Source organism: Streptomyces sp. DS1-CR2, from assembly GCF_055760475.1.
The window spans coordinates 3,390,704-3,411,983 of sequence record NZ_CM147085.1 but is presented as its reverse complement, the minus strand read 5'-3'; the positions used below and the strand labels follow the sequence as shown (position 1 = coordinate 3,411,983).

Annotated in this window: 14 protein-coding genes and 1 tRNA gene; 10 read left to right on the top strand and 5 right to left on the bottom strand. The window is 72.2% G+C overall.

Translation table 11 applies throughout. The features are described from left to right. The first annotated feature begins 39 nt into the window (after positions 1 to 39). Positions 40 to 684: a MerR family transcriptional regulator gene (locus ACY0PA_RS16720; RefSeq protein ID WP_473085367.1), complete on the top strand. Its 645-nt coding sequence runs from the start codon at positions 40 to 42 to the stop codon at positions 682 to 684. An 11-nt stretch (positions 685 to 695) separates the two neighbouring features. Here the strand turns inward: ACY0PA_RS16720 and ACY0PA_RS16715 are convergent, their stop codons facing one another. After that, positions 696 to 1,343: a class I SAM-dependent methyltransferase gene (locus tag ACY0PA_RS16715; protein WP_473085366.1), complete on the bottom strand. Its 648-nt coding sequence runs from the start codon at positions 1,341 to 1,343 to the stop codon at positions 696 to 698. Positions 1,344 to 1,507: 164 nt separating this feature from the next. On the opposite strand from ACY0PA_RS16715, the gene ACY0PA_RS16710 reads away from it, so the two are divergent. After that, positions 1,508 to 2,140, top strand: coding sequence for a DedA family protein (locus ACY0PA_RS16710; RefSeq protein WP_473085365.1), 633 nt, complete (start codon positions 1,508 to 1,510; stop codon positions 2,138 to 2,140). A 166-nt stretch (positions 2,141 to 2,306) separates the two neighbouring features. Further along, positions 2,307 to 4,502 (top strand): MMPL family transporter, encoded by a 2,196-nt coding sequence (locus ACY0PA_RS16705; RefSeq protein ID WP_473085364.1) that lies wholly within the window; start codon positions 2,307 to 2,309, stop codon positions 4,500 to 4,502. A gap of 254 nt (positions 4,503 to 4,756) precedes the next feature. Here ACY0PA_RS16705 and ACY0PA_RS16700 read toward each other — a convergent pair. Further along, positions 4,757 to 4,829, bottom strand: a tRNA-Arg gene (locus tag ACY0PA_RS16700). Positions 4,830 to 5,106: 277 nt separating this feature from the next. Between ACY0PA_RS16700 and ACY0PA_RS16695 the strand changes: the two genes are divergently transcribed. From ACY0PA_RS16695 to ACY0PA_RS16665, 7 genes are all read left to right on the top strand, one after another. Then, positions 5,107 to 6,759: a dynamin family protein gene (locus ACY0PA_RS16695; protein WP_473085363.1), complete on the top strand. Its 1,653-nt coding sequence runs from the start codon at positions 5,107 to 5,109 to the stop codon at positions 6,757 to 6,759. A 5-nt stretch (positions 6,760 to 6,764) separates the two neighbouring features. Continuing rightward, positions 6,765 to 8,606, top strand: coding sequence for a YfjP family GTPase (locus tag ACY0PA_RS16690; protein ID WP_473085362.1), 1,842 nt, complete (start codon positions 6,765 to 6,767; stop codon positions 8,604 to 8,606). 196 nt (positions 8,607 to 8,802) lie between these two features. Further along, on the top strand, positions 8,803 to 9,318 hold the full coding sequence (locus ACY0PA_RS16685; RefSeq protein ID WP_473085361.1) for a single-stranded DNA-binding protein: 516 nt from the start codon (positions 8,803 to 8,805) through the stop codon (positions 9,316 to 9,318). A 322-nt stretch (positions 9,319 to 9,640) separates the two neighbouring features. Then, the gene (locus ACY0PA_RS16680; RefSeq protein ID WP_473085360.1) at positions 9,641 to 11,056 is read left to right on the top strand and encodes a Cys-Gln thioester bond-forming surface protein; all 1,416 of its coding nucleotides are present in this window, start codon (positions 9,641 to 9,643) and stop codon (positions 11,054 to 11,056) included. Positions 11,057 to 11,235: 179 nt separating this feature from the next. Further along, positions 11,236 to 12,900 (top strand): energy-dependent translational throttle protein EttA, encoded by a 1,665-nt coding sequence (gene ettA, locus ACY0PA_RS16675; RefSeq protein WP_326712961.1) that lies wholly within the window; start codon positions 11,236 to 11,238, stop codon positions 12,898 to 12,900. Then, positions 12,900 to 13,340, top strand: a complete 441-nt coding sequence (locus tag ACY0PA_RS16670; protein WP_469988183.1) for an acyl-CoA thioesterase — start codon at positions 12,900 to 12,902, stop codon at positions 13,338 to 13,340. The genes ettA and ACY0PA_RS16670 overlap by 1 nt, the downstream gene beginning before the upstream one ends. Next, a complete protein-coding gene (locus ACY0PA_RS16665; RefSeq protein WP_473085359.1) occupies positions 13,337 to 14,011 on the top strand; it encodes a DUF8010 domain-containing protein in 675 nt (224 codons plus the stop codon). Before ACY0PA_RS16670 ends, ACY0PA_RS16665 begins: the two co-directional genes overlap by 4 nt. A 40-nt stretch (positions 14,012 to 14,051) precedes the next feature. Here ACY0PA_RS16665 and ACY0PA_RS16660 read toward each other — a convergent pair whose 3' ends face one another. The 3 genes from ACY0PA_RS16660 to ACY0PA_RS16650 form a co-directional block, all read right to left on the bottom strand. Continuing rightward, complete coding sequence (locus tag ACY0PA_RS16660) at positions 14,052 to 15,008, bottom strand: ABC transporter ATP-binding protein (protein WP_473085358.1); 957 nt, start codon at positions 15,006 to 15,008, stop codon at positions 14,052 to 14,054. 91 nt (positions 15,009 to 15,099) lie between these two features. Further along, positions 15,100 to 17,877, bottom strand: coding sequence for an FtsX-like permease family protein (locus tag ACY0PA_RS16655; protein ID WP_473085357.1), 2,778 nt, complete (start codon positions 17,875 to 17,877; stop codon positions 15,100 to 15,102). A gap of 1 nt (position 17,878) precedes the next feature. Then, on the bottom strand, positions 17,879 to 21,238 hold the full coding sequence (locus tag ACY0PA_RS16650; RefSeq protein WP_473085356.1) for an FtsX-like permease family protein: 3,360 nt from the start codon (positions 21,236 to 21,238) through the stop codon (positions 17,879 to 17,881). Positions 21,239 to 21,280: the final 42 nt, after the last annotated feature.

Below are 21,280 nucleotides of genomic sequence, written 5' to 3'. Positions count from 1 at the left end.
GGGGAGCACGCCGCGGGGAAAGCGCAGTATCCTCGTGGAATGCGTATCGGAGAGCTGGCGCGGCGTACCGGAGTTCCGGTCCCCACCATCAAGTACTACTCGCGCGAGGGCCTGTTGCCCCCGGGCGAGCGCACCAGCCCGAACCAGGTCGCGTACGACGATTCCCATGTCCGCAGGCTCAAGCTGATCCGCGCCATGCTGGAGGTCGGCGGCCTGTCCATCGCGGCCGCACGCGACGTCCTGTCCGAGGTCGACTCCCCGACCCGCACGGTCCACGGCATGCTCGGCGTCGCCCAGTCCGCGGTGACCAGGGCCGCCGTCGAGCGGGGCACCGACGAGGACCGGGAGCGGGCCGAGGGCGAGGTCCGTGAGCTGGTGCTCCGGCACGGCTGGGCGGCGAAGCCGGAGAATCCGGGCTGGCAGGCGCTCGTCCAGATCGTGCTCACCTACCGCGACCTCGACCGGGGCGACCTGCTCACCCTGCTCGACAAGTACGCGGCCGCGGCAGGGGAGTTGGCCGTCGCCGAGCTCGGCGCGCTCGCCGATGTGCCGAGCGCCGACGGCAAGGTCGAGGGCGTCGTCCTCGGCACGGTCCTCGGCGACGCGGCCATGGCGGCGCTGCGCCGAATCGCCCAGGAGGACGCCTCCGGCCGGATCAGCGGCGGGCGCAAGCACAGCGCGTAGCCCCCGCCGGCTCACCCGGCGTACGCCAGCAGTGGCGCCACCGGCGCCAGATGGTGCACATGGGCGGGCGGCAGATTCCCGAACACCGTCTCCGTGCGGAACCGGTGCCGGTCCAGGGCCCGTCCGACGACGGCCTGCACCGCGAGGGTCCGCTCGCGAGCCCCGCCCGTCGTGAACGCCCGGCGCAGCGGCGGCATCCCCGCGTAGGCGAAGAACGACAGGGTGCCGCCGGGACGCAGCGCCGCGAGGAGCCTGCCGAAGATGTCCTCGACCGTGCCCGCCTCGAAGTTGGCGAACGGCAGCCCGCACACGATGGTGTCGTAGCTCCCCAGTTCGTGCTCCTGCACGAGCCCGGTGAGCAGCCGCACCCGCTCGTCGCCGCCGTAGTCGCGGTACAGGAGCTCGGCGAAACGGGGGTTGGCCTCGACGAGGTCGAGGGTGTCCAGGGCGCCGAGCGAGGCCCTGATGCGCCGAGTCACGGCGCCCGTGCCGGGGCCGACCTCGAGGACGGCGCGGGCGCGGCCCGGGCTGGGGATGACATGGCGGGGCAGGGTCCGCGCCAGCAGGGGACTGCTGGGCGCGATGGCCCCGGTGTCCCGGCGGGTGCGGGCGAACTCTCGGAGGAACAGCGTCACATCGGTCATGGCCACCTGGGTCATTAGTGATAGTGAAACTATCGATAGCATAGGTTACTGTTGGAGCTCAGGACACGCCCAGCCGCTGCCCGCATCGCCGCCAGTGGGTCTCTGACCTGGGGACACGCCTCACCAAAGACCCGGCACATGCCTCCGAAGAGGCATCGGGCCCAGGGAAAGGGAGACCGATGGACTTCGCCTCACTCGTGTCGTGGGTCGACTTCACGTCCGGCCTGTCCACCCGGATGTCGGGCGCCGCCTGCTGGGCGTACGCGATCCTCGCCGTCACCACGCTGCCGCCCCTGCTGCCCAACGCGGTGCTCCTGATCACCGGTGGGATGCTCGCCGCGCGCGGCGAGATGTCCCTCGTCCTGGTCCTGCTCTCGGTGGCCGGCAGCGCGCTCGCCGGTGACGTCCTCATCCACCGCTTCGGCTGGTTCGCCGGCCGCAGGGTGCGCGGCGGCGCCGCGGGGCGCGGACGCAGGGGCGAGCTGTTCGACTGGGCCGCGGGGCGGGTGCAGCGCGGCGGCATCCCGTTCGTCGTGGGCGTCCGCTTCCTGCCCAGCGGGCGCCTCCTCGGCGGGCTCGCGGCCGGTGCGGCGCGCTACCCGGCCCACAAGTTCGCGATCGGCGCCGCGCTCGCCGAAGTCGTCTGGGCCGCCTGTTCGGTGGGCGTGGGCTACGTCGGCGGGGCGGTCAGCGACGACCCCGTGTTCTCCGTCGCGACAGGCCTCGGCCTGTCGGTCGCCGTCGGCGCCGTGGCGGCGCTCGCTCAGCGCAGGGCCACCTCACGGGCGGCCAATGTTTCGAAGGGGGGATAGGGCAGTCCCCGTAACGCGGATATCGGACACGCGTTTCCTGGAAGTCTCGGAAATCGTGTGCTGAGGGCCGAAATATATTTTCGCCGACCACCGCCGACCACCAGCGCCGACGTCACGCGACATAGAAGTTTGCCACACGCCATTTGATTGATTCAGGGGGAAAGAAGTGTTTGCCGCTATCGGAAAGTTCACCGCACGGCGCCGGAAATGGGTGGTCATCGCGGCAGCCGTCTTCACGCTGTTCGCCGGCGTGTGGGGCACCGGGGTCTTCGGCTCGTTCACCGGCGGAGCCGGCTTCGACGACCCGGGCAGCGAGTCCGTCCAGGCCGACAAGGTTCTCGACGGCTCGCTCGGCCGCGAGTCCAACGACCTCATCGTGCTGTACGAGTCGACGAACGAGGGCGCCACGGTCGATTCCTTCGGCGCAGCAGTCCGTGCCGCACTCGACGACGTCCCGCGTGCCGGCATCGCCCGCCTGGACTCGTTCTGGCACCCCGGCACCCAGAAACCGAGCGCCTACGTATCGAAGAACGACCAACAGACCTACGCCACAGTCCAGTTCACCAGCGACGACGACCAGAAGCAGGTCGAGGCGCTGGAGAAGATCAAGGACGACTTCGCGGCCGACGGCGTCACCGTCCGCTACGGCGGCGTCGCCGCGATGACAAACCAGGTCAACACCCTCACCGGCTCGGACATCGCGCGTGCCGAAATGCTCTCGGTCCCGATCCTGCTGATCCTCCTGGTCCTGATCTTCCGCGGCGCGATCGCGGCGCTCCTGCCGCTGGCCGTCGGCTCGTTCGTGGCGCTGGGCTCCTTCGTCGTGCTCCGCGTCCTGACGATGTTCACCGAGATCTCCAGCGCGGTCATCAACGTCATCACGATCCTCGGCCTCGGCCTCGCGATCGACTACGCGCTCTTCCTCGTCAACCGCTTCCGCGAAGAACTCCACGCGGGCGCCGACGTCGACACGGCCGTGGAGCGCGCCACCGCGACGGCGGGCCGCACGGTCGCCTTCTCCGGCATCGCCGTGGCGATCTCCTTCGCGGGACTGGCCTTCTTCCCCTCCCGCTTCCTCTCCTCGATGGGGTACGCGGCGGTCGCCGTAGTGGCGTTCGCGATGGTCGGCTCCCTGACCCTCCTGCCCGCCCTCCTGCGCTACACCGGGCACAGCATCGACAGGTGGCGCATCCCGCTGGGCGGCAGGAACCGCGACGCCAAGCCGGAGAACGAAGGCCGCTGGTACCGCGCAGCGCACGCGGTCATGCGGAAGCCGCTGATCTCCACCCTGACGATCGTCGCCGTCCTCGTAGGACTGGGCGCACCGCTCCTGGGCGTCAACTGGGCACGCCCCGGCGAGTGGGTGCTGCCCTCCGACTCGGACGCGAAGGTGGTCAGCAAGTCACTGGCGTCGGACTTCGGCACAAACCCCGCACAGATCATGACGTCGGTGATCCAGGGCTCCACCGGCCCCGTGGACCGCGCCGAAGTGACGGCCTACGCAGCCAAGTTGGCCCACGTGGACGGCGTAGCCTCGGCGACCCCCACGGCGTTCGAGGGCAACGACGCGCGCATCACGCTCCGCTACAAGCCGGACGCCATGTCCGACGCCGCGCAGAGCATGGTCCACGACCTGCGCGCCACGGCGCCCCCGGCCGGCGCGGACGCACTCCTGACGGGTATGCCGGCGTCCCGGGCCGACATCGTCGGCATGATCGGCGACCGCCTCCCGTGGATGGCCCTGTTCATAGCCGTCGTCTCGTTTCTGGTCCTCTTCATGGCCTTCGGCTCCCTGCTCCTCCCGCTCAAGTCGGTGATCCTCAACCTCCTTTCGCTCCTGGCCGCGTTCGGAGCGATCAAGTGGATCTTCCAGGACGGCCACCTCTCAGGGCTCCTCGGCTTCGAGCCGATCGGCGCGGTGGACGCCAACTTCCCCGTCCTGGTGGTGGCGATCGCGTTCGGCCTCGCGATGGACTACGAGGTGTTCCTGCTCTCCCGCGTCCGCGAGGAGTGGGAGGTGAGTGGCGACCCGGTCGAATCGGTGGCGCTCGGCGTCCAGCGCACAGCCCGGATCATCACGAGCGCGGCGCTGCTGCTCGTCGTGGTCGTCGGCGGCTTCATGGCCTCCTCGATCCTCTTCATGAAGATGATCGGGGTCGGCCTGGTCATCGCGGTCCTCGTGGACGCGACGATCGTACGAGGCCTGCTGGTGCCCGCGACGATGGCACTCCTGGGCAAGTGGGCCTGGTGGGCACCGGCCCCACTGGCCCGCTGGTGGCCGAAGTGCGGCTTTCGCGAGTCCTCGGCCCCGCCGCCCCCGCCGGCGCCCGCACCGGCACTGCGCTCAGAGGTGCTGCGGTGACGTCGCACTCCGCGGGGCGGGCGGGTGAGGCGACGAGCCCACGTTGCTGAGTGGGCCGGCAGCGGCGTCCCCGTGCCGCTCGCCGCCTACGTCCGGTGCGTCGATTGGCAGATGCGGGACATCCATGGCGGCTTGAAGCGGCCGGGGATCTCCCCAGTCCCGATCTCCCGGGCGGGCGAGGCTTCTGCGTGTGTCGCGCCCAGTACGCCCCCTGCGCAGCAGAAAGGCCCCACCGAAGTGGGGCTGATGAGAGGTGCCCCCGGCAGGACTCGAACCTGCGGCCAAGCGCTTAGAAGGCGCCTGCTCTATCCACTGAGCTACGGGGGCCGGTGTGTGGCCGGTGGCTCGGGACGGATGTGGGGGAGATCCGTGACCTTGCCGGGACCAAGGATAGGGCTCCCGGATCCCTGTCCCTGCTGCTTCGCCTCCGTGGCACGATGTGGAGGTTCGGTGAAGCGGTCCTGATAATCGCAGGCAGGTACGAATCCTGCACCGCTTTTGGCGTCTCACGCCCCGGGTGTTGTGCACTCGTTATGCCTGCGCCCCAGTCGTCCCTTCCGTCCCATGGACCGGATGGGCCGCATCGGCGCGCAGAGACGCCCATATGCTTCAGAAAGCCGCCAAAATTGGGCATTCTTCGCATGTGGTGACCTTGGACGTACGGCCTCAGTTGCTCGACGCACTCTCCGCGCTGCGCGACCGTGTCGCCGCCGCGCGCTTTCCCCTCCCTCTCCCGGGGGCGCCGCGTGCGCGTGCCAACCGGGTGGAGCTCCTCGCGCAGCTCGACGACTATCTCGTGCCCCGGCTGAGAGACCCCGAAGCCCCGTTGCTCGCCGTCATCGGCGGGTCGACCGGCGCCGGGAAGTCGACCCTCGTCAATTCCCTCGTCGGGCGGAAGGTCAGCGAAGCCGGTGTGCTGCGGCCCACGACCCGTACCCCCGTACTCGTGTGCCACCCCGAGGACCACCGCTGGTTCTCCGGCGCCCGCGTCCTGCCCGACCTCACCCGCGTATGGACGCCCCGCCGCCCCGACGACATCGAGCTCGGCGCCGCCGCCCCCGCCGACGACGACGAACACGTCCTGCGTGTCGAGACCTCCGGCAACCTGCCCCGCGGGCTCGCCCTCCTCGACGCGCCCGACGTCGACTCCCTCGTCGCCCGCAACCGCGTACTCGCCGCCCGGCTGATCAGCGCCGCCGACGTCTGGATCATGGTCACCACCGCCTCCCGCTACGCCGACGCCGTGCCCTGGCACCTGCTGCGCAGCGCCAAGGAGAACAACGCGACCCTCGTCACCGTCCTCGACCGCGTGCCCCACCAGATGGTCGCCGAGGTCTCCCGCCAGTACGGGGCCCTGCTCGCCAAGGCCGGACTCGGCGACGTACCGCGCTTCACCGTCCCCGAACTGCCCGAGTCCACCGGCGGCGGCGGCCTCCTGCCGGCCACCGCCGTCGCCCCGCTGCGGGCCTGGCTCAGCCACCGCGTGCAGGACCCCACGGCTCGCTGCGCCGCCATCGCCCGCACCGCCGACGGAGTCATCGACTCCCTCCGGGTCCGCACCCCCGGACTCGCGGGCGCCGTCGCCTCCCAGTACGCCGCCGCCCTGCGCCTCACCGCCACCGTCGACGAGACGTACGCGAAGGAGCACGCGCGCGTGCGCACCCGGCTCCAGAGCGGCGGCGTGCTTGCCGGGGACGCCCTCAAGCGGTGGCGCAGCTACCCCCTCGACTGCGCGCCGGCCGAACTGCTCGACGCGCTCACCGAGAGCCTCGGCGCGCTCCTCCTGTGCGCCGTCACCGCCGCCGACGAACGCATCGACGAGGCCTGGCACCGCGACCCCGCGGGCGCCGCGGACGGACTCGCCGACCGCGACCCCGACCTGGAGACCGCGGAACACCGCATCGGCATCGCCGTACGCCGCTGGCGCCGCATGCTCGAGGAGTACGCGGAGGAACAGGTACGCATCCTCGACACCACTCCGCCGCCCGACACCGAACTCGTCGCCGCCCTCCTTGCCACCGCCCTCCTCGGCGGGAACCGCGCCCGCAGCGCCGGCGAGAGCCTCGCCGAACGCATCGGTGCCCAAGGAGCCCTGCGCCTGCGCGACCGGGGCGGGCGGCTGCTCACCGAATACCTGGACAAGGTGCTCGCAGTGGAGCGCGAGCGCAGGCTCGCGCCGCTCGACGCACTCGACGTACATCCCGAGTCCCAGGCCGAACTGATCGCCGCGCTGTCCGTACTGCAGAAGGAGAGGTGACCGCGGTGACCGCCGTCACGGACCACACGGACCACACCGACACCGATCACACCGATCACACCGATCACGCCGGGCACGCCGGGCACGCCGATGGCACGGAGCCGGCCGGGCGCGTGGATCCACCCCGGGAGGACGTGGACGGCTACGGTGGCGCCTGGGACGACGGGCTCATCGCCCGGCGCGTCGCGGACTCCGGAGTCTTCGACGTGGAGGCACTACCCGGCCCGTACGGCCATGAGGACGAGCTGCACGGCGCCGACGCGGCGCTCGTCGAGCGCCTCGACGCGCTGCGCGAACTCGTCGGGCTCTCCCGGGCCCGCGTCGACGGCGCGGTCCTCGCCGAGGCGGGCCACGTGCTCGACGAGGCGGCCGCCCGGCGCAGGCTCTCCGTCCGGCATACCGTCGTCGCCATCGCGGGTGCCACCGGCAGTGGCAAGTCGACTCTCTTCAACGCCCTCGCGGGCGTGCCCCTGTCCGAGACGGGACTGCGCAGGCCCACCACCTCCGCGCCCATCGCGTGCAGCTGGACGGACGGCGCCGCGGGGCTCCTCGACCGGCTCGGGATCCCCGGCCGGCTGCGCCGCCGCCCGCTCCAGGGCCAGGGTCCCCAGGACGTGGACACGCCCCTCAAGGGGCTCGTCCTGGTGGACCTGCCCGACCACGACTCGGCGGCCGTCGAGCACCGTCAGCAGGTCGACCGGATCCTCGCGCTCGTCGACGCCGTCATCTGGGTCGTCGACCCCGAGAAGTACGCCGACGCGATGCTGCACGAGCGCTATCTGCGGCCCCTGGCCGGACACGCGGAGGTCACCTTCGTCGTCCTCAACCAGGTGGACCGGCTGCCCGGCGAGGCCGCCGACCTCGTACTCGACGATCTGCGCCGCCTGCTCGACGAGGACGGGATCGCGCTCGGCGAGCACGGCGAACCGGGCGCGACCGTGCTCTCCCTGTCCGCCCTCACCGGCGACGGCGTCGATGAACTGCGCGAGTCCCTGGACCAGTTCACGCGCGAACAAGGCACCGCCGCCCGCCGGATCGCGGCCGACATCGACGCGGTGGCGCTGCGGCTGCGGCCCGTCTACGCGACCGGACGCAAGAGCGGGCTCAGCGAGGACGCCCGCGAGGAGTTCACCGACCGGCTCGCCGACGCCGTGGGCGCCGAGGCCGCGGGACAGGCGGCCGAACGCGCCTGGCGCCGCAACGCCAACAAGGCGTGCGGCACCCCCTGGCTGCGGCTCTGGCGCTGGTACGAGTCCCGGCGCAGCCCGGGCGACACGCTGACGGTCAGGCCTTCGCCCTGCGACGACGAGGCGACGGCGCGCCAGCGCGTGGAGCACGCGGTGCGCATCGTCGGCGAGCGGGCGTCGGCGGGGCTGCCGCGGCCATGGGGACAGGCGGTGCGGGAGGCGGCGACGCGGGGAGCCGAGGGGCTCCCGGAGGCGCTCGACGACCTGGCGCTCGACGACCTGGCGGTCTCGGCGGGGTCGCCGCCGCCTCGGCTGCCGAGGCCCGGCTGGTGGCCGGTCGCGGTCCTCGCACAGGTCTCCATGACGATCATTCAGGTCATCGGCGGGCTATGGCTGTTGGGGCAGATCATCGGGGTTCTCGATCCGAATCTCGCAGTGCCGGTGCTGCTGATGCTGTGCGGCATCATCGGCGGACCGTGTGTGGAGTGGTCGTGCCGGATGGCGGCGAAGGGGCCGGCGCGGCGCTACGGGCTCGACGCGGAACGGCGCCTTCGGGAGGCGGCTGCGGGGTGCGGGCGAGCCCGCGTCCTCGATCCGGTGGCCGCCGAGCTGCTGCGGTACCGGGAGGTCCGGGAGCAGTACGTGAAGGTGATGGGGTGACCCCGCGGACGTGAGTCGCCACCTGGCCGGGTGACGGGGATTTCCACAACTGGCCGGTAGAACACAGGCACCAGCGGGCTCGTCCCGGCACAGGCACTCTGAGATCGCGGCCCGGAACCGACCGGGAACGCGGTACGGACGAGGCCGTGCGGGACGGGCCCGCACGCGTCCGTGCGCAGGGGAGGGGTGGACCGACATGAGCGAGATGACGGTGACGGTCGTGGGTAACGTCGCGACGACGCCGGTGTACCGGGAGCTGCCGAAGGGGCCGGTGGCGCGGTTCCGGCTCGCGGCGACGGCCCGGCGCTTCGACCGGGTGCGCAACGAGTGGGTGGACGGGCACACGAACTTCTTCACGGTGTGGGCGTGGGGCACGCTCGGCACGAACGTGCAGGGCTCGCTGTCCATTGGCGAACCGGTGCTGGTCCAGGGGAGGTTGCGGGTGCGGGACGAAGAGCGGGGCGGGCAGCACTGGACGTCGGCGGACATCCAGGCGTCGGCCGTCGGGCATGACCTGTCGCGCGGGACGACCGCGTTCCGGCGGAGCCGGCAGACCCGGCCGGGGCGCCAACCGGACGGCGACGAGCCGTCGTTCGAGATCGAGCCGCAAGCGGATGGCGCACCCGAGGAGCAGGGTGAGCAGGGTGGACAGGGTGAACTGGACGAACAGAGTGAACAGACTGAACAGCGAGAACCGGCCGCCGTCGGCTGAAACAGACCGCTGAGCCCTCAGGCCGAGTCGCGGGGCGAATGCGGCCCGAAGTGCGGCTTATCTGCGAATGAACACCGGTTCCGTGCCGTTGATTTGTCGATAAGCCAGGGCCGCAATCATTAGCGGCGATAACGATTCCGAGTCGGATCGCTCTCGTACCGCTCTGACCTGGGGACTGTGGTGCGCCGCTTCCTTAGTATGCCGGGCGTAGCCCACGGGGCCATTGTTTCGGATGTCTGCTCAAGCGTCTGATTCACACATCGTTCTGTCGGCGGGACGTCACCCCCCTCGTGCCAATGTCTCCCGCCTGAAGGGGAATTCTGTGTTCTCTGCGGTATCTGTGTTGTCGGCGGTCACCCCACGCGGGCGGGGCGCCGCCCGCCTCGCCGCGGCGGCCCTGGTCTCCGGACTCGTGGCCACCGTCGCGATATCCGGCGCTGGTGCGGCCTCTGCGGACGAGGTCCCCCAGCAGCAGGGTGGCGCGACCGCCACGATCGGCGGGCTCAAGACCTACGGTCAGGCCGTCATCCACGACAACGGCAAGGACCAGCCCGTCTCCGCCGGACTGTTCGAGATGTCCGTCGACAACGGCGGCACGCTGCAGACGTACTGCATCGACATCCACAACCCGACCCAGCGGGACGCCAAGTACCAGGAGACCCCCTGGAGCGGCACGTCGCTGAACGGGAACGCGGACGCGGGCAAGATCCGCTGGATCCTGCAGAACTCCTACCCCCAGGTCAACGACCTCGCCGAGCTGGCCCGCAAGGCCGGCGCCGGCAGCCTCACCGAGAAGGACGCCGCGGCCGGTACCCAGGTCGCCATCTGGCGCTACTCGGACGGCGCGGACGTGGACGCGGTCAGCCCCGCGGCCGAGAAGCTCGCCGACTACCTGCAGAAAAGCGCCCAGTCCCTCGCCGAGCCGAAGGCCTCGCTGAACCTGGAGCCCTCTGCCGTCTCCGGCCGCGCCGGTGACCGGCTCGGCCCGGTCACGGTCCGTACGAACGCCGGCAGCGTGAGCGTGACGCCGCCCGCCGACGCGGCCGCCAGCGGGGTGAAGGTCGTCGACAAGGACGGCAAGCCCGTGACGTCCGCCGCCGACGGCGGGCAGCTGTTCTTCGACGTCCCCGAGGGCGCCGCCGACGGCACGGCCGCGCTGACGGTGCAGGCCTCGACCACCGTGCCGGTCGGCCGGGCCTTCGCCTCCGAGACCCGCAGCCAGACGCAGATTCTCGCCGGTTCCAGCGAGTCGACGGTCTCCGCGACCGCCACGGCGAACTGGGCGAAGAAGGGTGCGGCCCCCGCGCTGTCGGCGCAGAAGAACTGCGCCAAGGGCGGCGTGGACATCACGGCGACCAACAAGGGCGACGAGGCGTTCACCTTCAAGCTGATGGGCCTCGAGCACACGATCGCGGCGGGTGCCTCGCAGACGGTGACGATCCCGTTGCAGGAGGACCAGGCGTACGACTTCACGATCAAGGGTCCGAACGGCTTCGAGAAGCGCTTCAAGGGCGTCCTCGACTGCAAGACCGAGAGCACCACGGGCGTCGGCGAGCAGCCGTCGTCGCAGCCCAGCCCGGCTTCCGTGGGCGGCACCGGCACCAAGGCCGGCGACCTCGCCGAGACCGGCAGCTCCAACGCCACCCCGCTGATCGCGGGCATCGCCATAGCCCTCGTGGTGATCGGCGGGGGCGCGGTCTTCCTGGTCCGTAAGAAGAAGGCCCCGACCCAGGACTGACCCCCACCTCGCCCGACGCCGGCCCCGGCCCGCCTCCACGGCGGCCGGGGCCGTATGCGTCCCCGACCGAACCCGGAGCGTCACCAAGAGTGACGCACGCCACGCGGTTTCCATCCGGGGATGGACGTCAGGCAAGATGGGGTGTATCTGCCCACACATCGATTGCCGGACGGTTTCTCTTGGCTGAGTTCATCTACACCATGCGCAAGACGCGCAAGGCGCACGGCGACAAGGTGATTCTCGATGACGTCACCCTGAACTTCCTGCCCGGCGCGAAGATCGGTGTCGTGGGTCCCAACGGTGCCGGTAAGTCCACGGTGCTGAAGATCATGGCGGGTCTCGAGCAGCCGTCGAACGGTGAGGCCTACCTCTCGCCCGGGTTCAGCGTCGGCATCCTCATGCAGGAGCCGCAGCTCGACGAGTCGAAGACGGTCCTGGAGAACGTGCAGGACGGCGCCGCCGACACCATGAAGAAGCTCCACCGCTTCAACGAGGTCGCGGAGCTCATGGCGACCGACTACTCGGACGCCCTCCTCGAGGAGATGGGCAAGCTCCAGGAGGACCTGGACCACGCCAATGCATGGGACCTGGACGCGCAGCTCGAGCAGGCCATGGACGCCCTGGGCTGCCCGCCCGGCGACTGGCCCGTCAACAACCTCTCCGGTGGCGAGAAGCGCCGCGTGGCGCTGTGCAAGCTCCTCATCGAGGCCCCCGACCTGCTGCTCCTCGACGAGCCCACCAACCACCTCGACGCCGAGTCGGTGAACTGGCTGGAGCAGCACCTCTCCAAGTACGCGGGCGCCGTGGTCGCCGTGACCCACGACCGCTACTTCCTGAACAACGTCGCCGAGTGGATCCTCGAGCTGGACCGCGGCCGCGCGCTCCCCTACGAGGGCAACTACTCGACGTACCTCGACAAGAAGGCCACGCGCCTCAAGGTCGAGGGCCGCAAGGACGAGAAGCGCGCCAAGCGGCTCAAGGAAGAGCTCGAGTGGGTGCGGTCCAACGCCAAGGGGCGCCAGACCAAGTCCAAGGCCCGTCTCGCCCGCTACGAGGAGATGGCCGCCGAGGCGGACAAGATGCGCAAGCTGGACTTCGAGGAGATCCAGATCCCGCCGGGCCCGCGCCTGGGCAGCATCGTCGTCGAGGTCGAGAACCTCTCCAAGGCCTTCGGCGACAAGGTCCTCATCGACGACCTGTCGTTCACGCTGCCGCGCAACGGCATCGTCGGCGTCATCGGTCCGAACGGCGCGGGCAAGACCACGCTGTTCAAGATGATCCAGGGCCTCGAGACGCCGGACAACGGCTCGATCAAGGTCGGCGACACGGTCAAGATCTCCTACGTCGACCAGAGCCGCGCCAACATCGACGCGAAGAAGACCCTCTGGGCCGTCGTGTCGGACGAGCTCGACTACATCAACGTCGGCCAGGTCGAGATGCCGTCGCGCGCGTACGTCAGCGCCTTCGGCTTCAAGGGCCCGGACCAGCAGAAGCCGGCCGGCGTCCTGTCCGGCGGTGAGCGCAACCGCCTCAACCTCGCCCTGACGCTCAAGGAGGGCGGCAACCTGCTGCTCCTCGACGAGCCGACGAACGACCTCGACGTCGAGACTCTGTCGTCGCTGGAGAACGCGCTGCTCGAGTTCCCGGGCGCGGCCGTGGTCATCTCCCACGACCGCTGGTTCCTGGACCGGGTCGCCACGCACATCCTCGCCTACGAGGGTGACTCCAAGTGGTACTGGTTCGAGGGCAACTTCGAGTCGTACGAGAAGAACAAGATCGAGCGCCTCGGCGCGGACGCCGCGCGCCCGCACCGTGCCACGTACAAGAAGCTGACGCGAGGCTGATCGTGCGTCATATCTACGCCTGCCCCCTGCGCTGGTCGGACATGGATGCCTTCGGGCATGTCAACAACGCTGTCTTCGTGCGGTACTTGGAAGAAGCGCGGATCGACTTCATGTTCCAGCTGGCGCCCGGGGACGGGTCGCCGTCGTTCTCCGGCGGGTCCGTCGTGGCCCGCCACGAGATCGACTATGTACGCCCGCTGGTGCACCGGCACACGCCGGTCACCATCGAATCGTGGGTGACGAAGATCAGCGCCGCGTCGCTCACGATCGCGTACGAGATCAAGGACGAGGACCAGGTCTACGTGCGGGCCTCGACCGTGGTCGTGCCGTTCAACCTGGAGGCGCAGCGGCCCCGGCGGATCACCGCCGAGGAGAAGGCGTACCTCCAGGAGTACATGGACGACAGTGCCGACAGCGGCTCGGGGGCGCTGGCCGCATGACGGCACCCGTGCTGCACTTCGCCGACGCCGGGGAAGGGGCGGACCTCGCCGCCTTCCTCGGCCGGCTCGTGCACTACGACCGGGCCGCCGCCGTGCGGCTCCAGGCCGGCGGACAGACCCTTGCCGTCTTCGGGCGGCCACCGTCGTTCGAGGTACTCGCGATCCGCACGGCCCGCCTCCTGAAGCCGTACGAGTACGGGCTCGACAGCTCGCTGGACGTGACCGTGTCGGCCGGTGAGCTGCTCGAGTCGATCGACGAGCGGGCCGGGACCGCGCGCGTGCCCGCCGCGGTGACCGGTCCTCCGTGGGCCGGTGTCCTGCCCCCGCGCGGCGGCTGGGAGCTGGTTCCCGGCTTCCCGGACGTGGACGTCGTACGCGGGCTCGTACGGGCCGCTGTCGCCGAGTTCAAGGCGCGGGTCGACGCGTTGGCTCCCGACGCGCGCACGCGCGCCGAACTGGACCGGACCGGGCGCGAGATCTGGTCGCGGACCATCGGCGGCACCGGGGTTCCGGTGCGGGCCGCCCACGCGGCCCAGTCCCTCGGATTCCTCCGCGGGGACGCGCTCGACCTTCTCAGCAGCGGCCCGTGGCTGCGGCTGCGCACGGCCTACGGCTCCGTGGCGCTGCGGCGCGGCAACGGGATCTCCGGCCTCTCCGTGTCGCCCGTCTGACCGACCGCGCCGGACACGTGCCTCCCGGTACGGATCAGGATCAGCCCGGCTCGGTGTCGTCCGGCCACACCCCGATGTGGTCCTCCTCCAGCTCCAGGAGCACCCGGTCCCGCATACCCAGCGCCCGCGTGTGGTCCGCGGGGAGCTGGAGCCGGCCCGCGCGGTCGAGCATCGCGTACTCCCGTGAGATCAGGGACTCCTGGCCCGTCGCCGCGTCGACCTCCGTGCGGCGCAGGACCTCCGTCGAGGTGCGGCCGTCGCGGATGGCGACGGTGCGGCGGACCTCGGAGGCGACGGTCTGGTCGTGCGTGACGATCACGATGGTGGTGCCCAGCTCCTCGTTCGCCGTGCGGAACGCGGCGAAGATCTGCTCGCCCGTGTGGGAGTCCAGCTCGCCGGTCGGTTCGTCGGCGAGCAGGACCGACGGCTCGTTGGCGAGCGCCACCGCGATGGCGACGCGCTGCTGCTGGCCGCCCGACAGCGCCTGCGGACGCCGGTCGCGACAGTCGCCGACCCCCAGCAGATCGAGGAGTTCCACGGCCCGTCGGGACTTGTGCGAGCGCCTGGTGCCGCCCCTCAACTGCATCGGGAGCGCCACATTCTGAGCTGCCGTCAGATAGGGGAGCAGATTGCGGGCCGTCTGCTGCCAGACGAAGCCGACGACGTCCCTGCGGTAGCGCAGGCGCTCCTTCGCGCCCATGGTGAGCAGGTCGCAGCCCGCGACCTTCGCCGCTCCCGCCGTCGGCTCGTCGAGCCCCGCGAGGATGTTCATCAGGGTCGACTTGCCGCTGCCCGACGCGCCGACCAGAGCCATCAACTCGCCCTCGCGCACCAGGAGATCGAGCCCCTGGAGCGCCTGTACCTCGACGCCGTCGGTGGAGAAGATCCGCACCAGCCGGTCGCAGGTGATCAGGGCGTCATGGCCGTACGCGGGCCGGTCGCGGCGGTCCGCGGCGCGCCGTTCGAGATCGGCGAGGGTGGGGTCGCTGGTGGTCATGAGGTCTCTCCCGGTGTCCCTTCGGCCCTCGCCGTGGCTGATCCTTTTGCTGCCGTGAGGTCGTGGTCGTATACCTGCTGCCCGCATCGGTTCATGACGTTTCCCCCGCTCTCAGCTCCCGTACGAATCCCCGCCGTCCGGTCCACCAGGCTTGTCCGGCCGCCACGGCCGTGGCGAGCAGAACGACGCACAGCGCGGGCAGCAGGAGCGACGGGGCGTCGGTACGCAGCTGTGCCACCGGGCCCCCGCCGCCCGCCGACGCCAGGGCCAGCCCCGTCAGGTCGAGGCCCGCCGCGAGGAGCCGGATCGCGGCCCACCCGGTGAGGGCGCCGCCCGCCCCGGCGAGCACGGCCTGGGGGAGCGCTTCGAGGATCAGGAGGCGGCGGGCCTGGCGGCGGGTGAGGCCCATGGTGCGCAGGCGCGCGAGGAGCGCGGTGCGTTCGGGGGCGGCGCGGGCCAGGGCGAGAAGCAGGGTCAGGGCCGCGTAGCCCGCGCCGATGACGACGGCCGCCGCGTAGACGCGGGCGGCGCCGGTCTGGAGGGGCGAGTCGACGTACCGGGCGCGTTCGGTGGCGCGCAGCCGCACCGACACCTGGGAGCCCGCGGCCTTGCGCAGGGCGGCCCCGTCGATGTGGTCGCCGGTGACGAGGAGGGAGGTGGGGAGGTAGCGGTACGCGATGTCCTCGTTGGCCTTCTGGCCGATGCCGACCCGGCGGGCCAGGGCCGTCCTGTCGACCACGAGGAAGTCGTCGGACAGGGCGGGCGTCGTCGTACGGACCTCGGAGATGCGCAGCACGACGTCCTCGCCGTCCATCCACAGCGAGAACGGCCCGGTCCCGAAGACGTCCCGCATCGAGGGGGAGGCCAGTACGGGGAGCGGGGACGCGGCGGTGCCGGGCCGCGCGGCGTTCGTCGTCAGGGCTCCGGCGGGGAACGCCCCGAGGCCCGTACGGGCGGCCAGGCGCGCGTACGACGCCGTGTCCACGGCCGCGAGCGGCACCTGGCGCCGTCCGTCCTCCGGCTCGGCGTCGTACCGCAGCGTGAGCGGCGACATGTCCCGCACCCCGGGGATCTTCCTGACCTGTCCGGTGAGTGCGGTGGGCAGCGCGGAGCCGGACTCGACGCGGGCGTCCGCCCCGATAGCGAGGACCGCCGCCCGGTCCCGCTCGTGATCGATCCCCGAGAGGACCGAACCGCCGAACGCGGCCGTCGTCAGCGCCGTGAGCAGCGCGAGCAGGGGGAGTACCGCCGTACCGGCACCGGCCGTCGCGCGGCCCGTCCTCGCGAGCGACAGATAGCCGACGACGCCGCGCAGCCGGCCTGCCGGGCGGGCCAGCCAGCGCAGCGGCAGCGGATACACGCGCACGAGGACGAGCGCGGCGACGACCCCGACCAGGACCGGCGCGAGCGCGACCAGGCTGTCCCCGCCGTCGGCGGTCCCCCGGCGGCGCAGCGCCACGATGGAGGCGACGGCCAGGACGAGCAGGGTGAGTTCGGCGACCGTGCGGCGGCGCGAGGGGCGGGCGTGGGCGAGGTCGTCGCGCGCGCCGCCCACCTGGACGCGGCGGTGCGCGGCGGCGGCCCGCAGGGGCAGGGCCAGGCAGGTGAGCAGGACGACCGCGGCAGCCGCGAGCACGGCGGGCTGCCAGCGGCCGTGCCGGACCGCGACCAGCGCGAGCGCGAGTCCGGCCGCGCCCGCGGGCACCGCCACGACCGCCGTCTCGGCGAGCAGCCGCCCGGCGAGCCCGCGCACCGAACCGCCGCGCGAGCGCAGGACGGTGAACTCGGCTCGGCGCCGCTCGGCGGCCAGGCCGCCCGCCATCAGGAGCACGATGCAGGCGACCGTGCCGGTGCCGTACGCGGCGACGGAGACGACCGGGCCGATACGGGACCGCAGTTCCTGGTAGCCGGTGATGAACTCGTCGAGGCCGGTGGCGACCTCGGTGTCGCCGCCCGTGGCCCCGCGCACCGCGAGCAGGCCCGGGCCGTCCTTCGTATAGGCGAGAGCGGACTTGAGGGCGGGCATGGTGCGCGCGTCGAGGGAACCCAGGTCGGGCGCGAGCTGCCAGAACTGCTCGGGGTCGCCGGCCGTGCCGAGCAGCGCGGGCGCCGCGTCGGGCGCGAGGAGGATCCCGCCGACCCAGAAATCCGACGGAGGTCTCGTCTCGGTCTGGCGCAGCGACGGGGCGGCGAGGAGCGGAGTGGCCGCCCAGTACGAGGCTTTGCGGTCCTTCGGCTTCAGAACACCGGTGATGCGCACGGACACGTTGCCCTTCATCAGGGCGGGCACGTGGATCACCGAACCGGGCTCGATGTGCAGCGCCTTCGCGGTCGCGGCCGTCACGGCGCCCTCCACCTCGGTCGTCTCCCAGGTGACCTTGCCCGTCGCGCGCGGCAGCCGTCCCGCCGCGACCGTGCTGTGCCGGGCGAGGCCGCTCTGCGCGGAGAGCGTGAACTCGGCGGGCAGCCCGTCGGGCCGCGGCAGCCACATGTCGGTGGCCGCCTTCAGCTGCGTGGTGGTGCGCAGCCCGTACGAGGACTGCGCCTTGTCCACGGCGAGCGGCGCGTGCAGCGAGTCGACGATCTCCTCGTACACGGCGCGCATGGACTCGGTGCGCATCATCTCGTCCCGCGTGCCCGGCTCCTGTCCGAGGCCGGGCTCCGCGGTGGTGAGCTGGAGGACGGTGCGCTGGGGTGCCGCGGCCGAGACCGCGTGGCGCAGGCCCGCGTCCTCGTAGTCCTGGACGGCGCGCGGGAACACGGCGGCCAGGCACGACGTGAGGGCGACCAGGAGGGCGAGCGCGCAGGCGGCGCCGGGCGCGGTGCGCAGGCGGGTGCGCACCCAGGGGGCGACGTTCGGTGGCGTCATGTCACTCACTCCCCTGGCGGCGCAGCGTGAGGGCAGCGTCCGGTGGCCGGCGCAGGGCGAGGCCCGCGGTGATCAGGACGGGCGTCACCGCGACGCCCGCGAGGAGCAACAGGACCTGCCCCCACGGCAGTTCGACCAGGACCCGGGGCATCGGTTGGACGGCCTGCCCGGTCAGTACGACCAGCGGCACGACGGCTCTCGTGAGAAACGTCCCGAGGGCCAGTCCCACCAGGAGGGCGAGCGCGACCAGGATGCCCTGCTCGGCGGCGACGAGACGGGCGAGCCGGCGCCGGGGCGCGCCGAGCGCCCGCAGGATCGCGAACTCGTCGCCGCGTTCGCGCATCGAGCCCGCCGTGTTCACGGCGAACCCGACCGCGGCGAGGAGGGCGGCGGCGACGGCGGCCGCGGCGAGCGCCGACTGCGGTCCCGCGCCGAGCGGGTCGTCGCGCAGCGACTCGGCGATCTCGGACCGCACGACGACCTGCGCCGGGTCGGCGTCGGGGCGGGCGCGCAGCGCGGCGGCGGCCTCGGCACTGCGGCCGGGCTCGCTGCTCAGCCACCACTCGTCGGGCAGGACGCTCTCCTTGTGCCGGTCGGCGAGCGCCCGGTTCAGGGTGGGCAGATCGAGCAACAGGGCGCCCCCGTCGGCGGACTTGGGGCCGGTGTCCGCCCCGGCCGTGGTGTCGGCCCCGGCCTCGGGTCCCGTGGTCGGCAGGGCGCGTACGCTCGCGGAGATCCGCACTTTGAGGGGCGAGCCGTTGACGGGGACCGCGACGGTGGACCCGACCTTCGCGCCGGACGAGCGCAGGAAGCGGTCGGTGGCCACGGCGGTGACCTCCTTGACCGCGGGGCGCTTCGCGGTGAGCCGGACGCTCATGCTGGGCGGCGCCCCGAACGGGATGTGCAGCGGGTCGAGCTGCCCGGTGTCGAACCCGACGGACACATGGCCGCCCGACGGCCGCCCGAGCACCGGGGCGCTGGGCCGGGTGTCACCGCTTCCTTCCGCGCCTCCCTGCACGGACGCCCGCCACCGCGTGCCCGGCTTCAGCGACTGCTGCGCCCCCGCCGCGTTCACGGACCGCAGTCCCTCGAACGTCAGGCGGTGCTTCACCGTCTCGGTGACGGGCTGGTCGATGTCGAGGGCCAGGCCGGTCAGGGTCAGCGGGGTCGCGGGCCGGTCGAGGGAGATGGAGCCGCCCCCGCCGAGGCTCATGGGGAGCCGGTGCGCGCGCCCGTCGGCGGGCAGGTCGTCCAGGAACACCTGGTACGGGATTCCGTAGCGGTCCTCGACGGTCGCGGTGACGCTGCCCTTCACATCGGACGGCGAGGCGTCGTGCGGACGGGCGGCCGTGCTCAGGCGCAGGGTGAGGGAGGCGCCGGTCGCGTCGGCGGGCAGTACGACGCCGGGGGAGCGGTCGTCGTCGCCGGTGCGCAGCGATGACAGCAGCCGCGAAGGGGACTTCTCCGACAGGTCGTCGCGCAGCATCAAGTGGTCCGTGGCGTGCGCCGTGTCGAGGGCCAGGAGCGTCGCTTCCCGGCCTCCGCTCAGGGGCATCGTGGCGCGCACGGCGGGCGCCGCGTCCCGTACGCCAGGAGCCGCCGCGTAGATCCCGGCCTGGCCGAGCCCGCCTCCCGGTGCGAGGACGCGGAGGGAGGCGCCCGCACGGAAGTCCGCCTGGTCCTCCTGCGAGCGGTTCCAGGACGCTCCCTGTCCGATCGCCAACATGCCCATGGCGACCGCGAGTACGAGGAGCAGGACGGGGCCCGCGCCGCGCAGCGGGCGGCGGCTGAACTGCCAGCCCGCGAGCGCCGCCGACAGTCCGCGCCCGCCGGCCGCGCGCCGCTCCGCGAGCTTCGCGGCGGGCGGCAGCAGCCGCAGCGTCAGGACCGTTCCGGCGAGCAGGGCCAGGGCGGGGGCCGTGACGAGGAGCGGGTCGATGCCGAGGGTGCCCGAGGTGTTGCTGCTGAGCGCGCCCGAACCGGACGTCTGCCGGTCCAACTGCCAGTACGCCACGGCCGCGATGACCAGGAGGCCCACGTCGGCGCCCGCCCGCAGCGGCGCCGGCAGCGACCTGGCGCGGCCGCGCTCGGGACCTGCGGCGCTCAGCGAGGGCACCGTCACGGCGAGCGCGCAGCCCACCGCGACCGCCACGGCGACGAGCCACACCCCGCGGCTCGCCCCCACGTCGAGCCGCAGCCCGATCCGCGACAGGGCACCCCAGGAGGACAGCAGCCGGATCAGTGGGCCCGCGAGGAGCGGCGCGCACACGGCCGCGGGCAGCGCGAGCAGCAGTGCTTCGATCGCCGCGAGCGAGGTCACCCGGGCCCGCGAACCGCCGCGCGCCCGCAGCATCCACGTCTCGCCCGCGCGCTCCGTGCTCAGCAGCCGGGCGACCAGGAGCAGCGTGTACGTGGCGAGCAGGACGAGCTGGAGCGCGACGATGAGGAGGGTGGAGCGGGAGACGAGCAGGGCGCGCTCCGCCCGGTCGAGGGTCTCCGGCAGCGAGGTGTTGACCCCGGTCGTGCCGGCGAGCGCCTTCTCGCGCAGGAGCGCCTTGGTGCCTTCGCGGGCGCCGGCGCGCAGCGCGTCGATGTCCGCCGTCGTCACCGACGAGAAGTCGGCGGACGCCAGCCAGGCCGACTTCCCGGCGGAGACCCGGCCTGCCGCGAGGACGGAGGGGTCGGCGAGCAGGGGCCCGTACGTCGTGAAGGAGATCTTCTGGATGCCGCGGCCGCCGAGGTCGTCGAGCTTCCAGTAGGGGGCGGTCGGCCTGACGGGCTGATACACGCCGGTGAGCACGACCGGCACCGTGGGGCCGCCGAAGCGGTCCTTCAGCGTGAGCTTGTCGCCGGGGTGCAGCTTCAGCTGCCGGGCGGCGGCCTCGGGGAGCGCAGCCTCGACGGGCGCCTTGGATCCGTGTGGTGCCTTGGATCCTTGCGCCGCCTCGGGGGCGCGGCCCTTCGTGATGCGGACCTCGCCGCGCTCCAGCGCCGCGAACTGGGTCAGGTCGGGGTTCCCGGAGCGGGCGTCCGGCGGCTGGAGCGAGCGCGGCAGCGCGTACGGGCCCGACCTCATCAGCGCCTGCACGCTCACCGGCAGCCCGCCGAAGATGTCCCGCGCCCCGGAGCGGACCGCGGCGTCCGCCGCCTCGCGGCCCCCGGCGGGCACATCGGCCTTGACCGTCAGCGCCGTGGTCGCGGCGTCGCGGGTGCGCAGGCTGCTGCGCAGAGCGGCGTCACCGATCGCGCCCGAGAAGGCGCTGAGCATCGCGAGAACGGACGCCGTCAGCAGAACCGCGAGAAGCGCAGCGGTCAGGAGCAACCGGTGCGCGCGCACCCTGAGTAGGACAAATCCCGACACCCCTGCCCCCGTACCCGCTCTGCACATCCCCCGAAAGTCTGT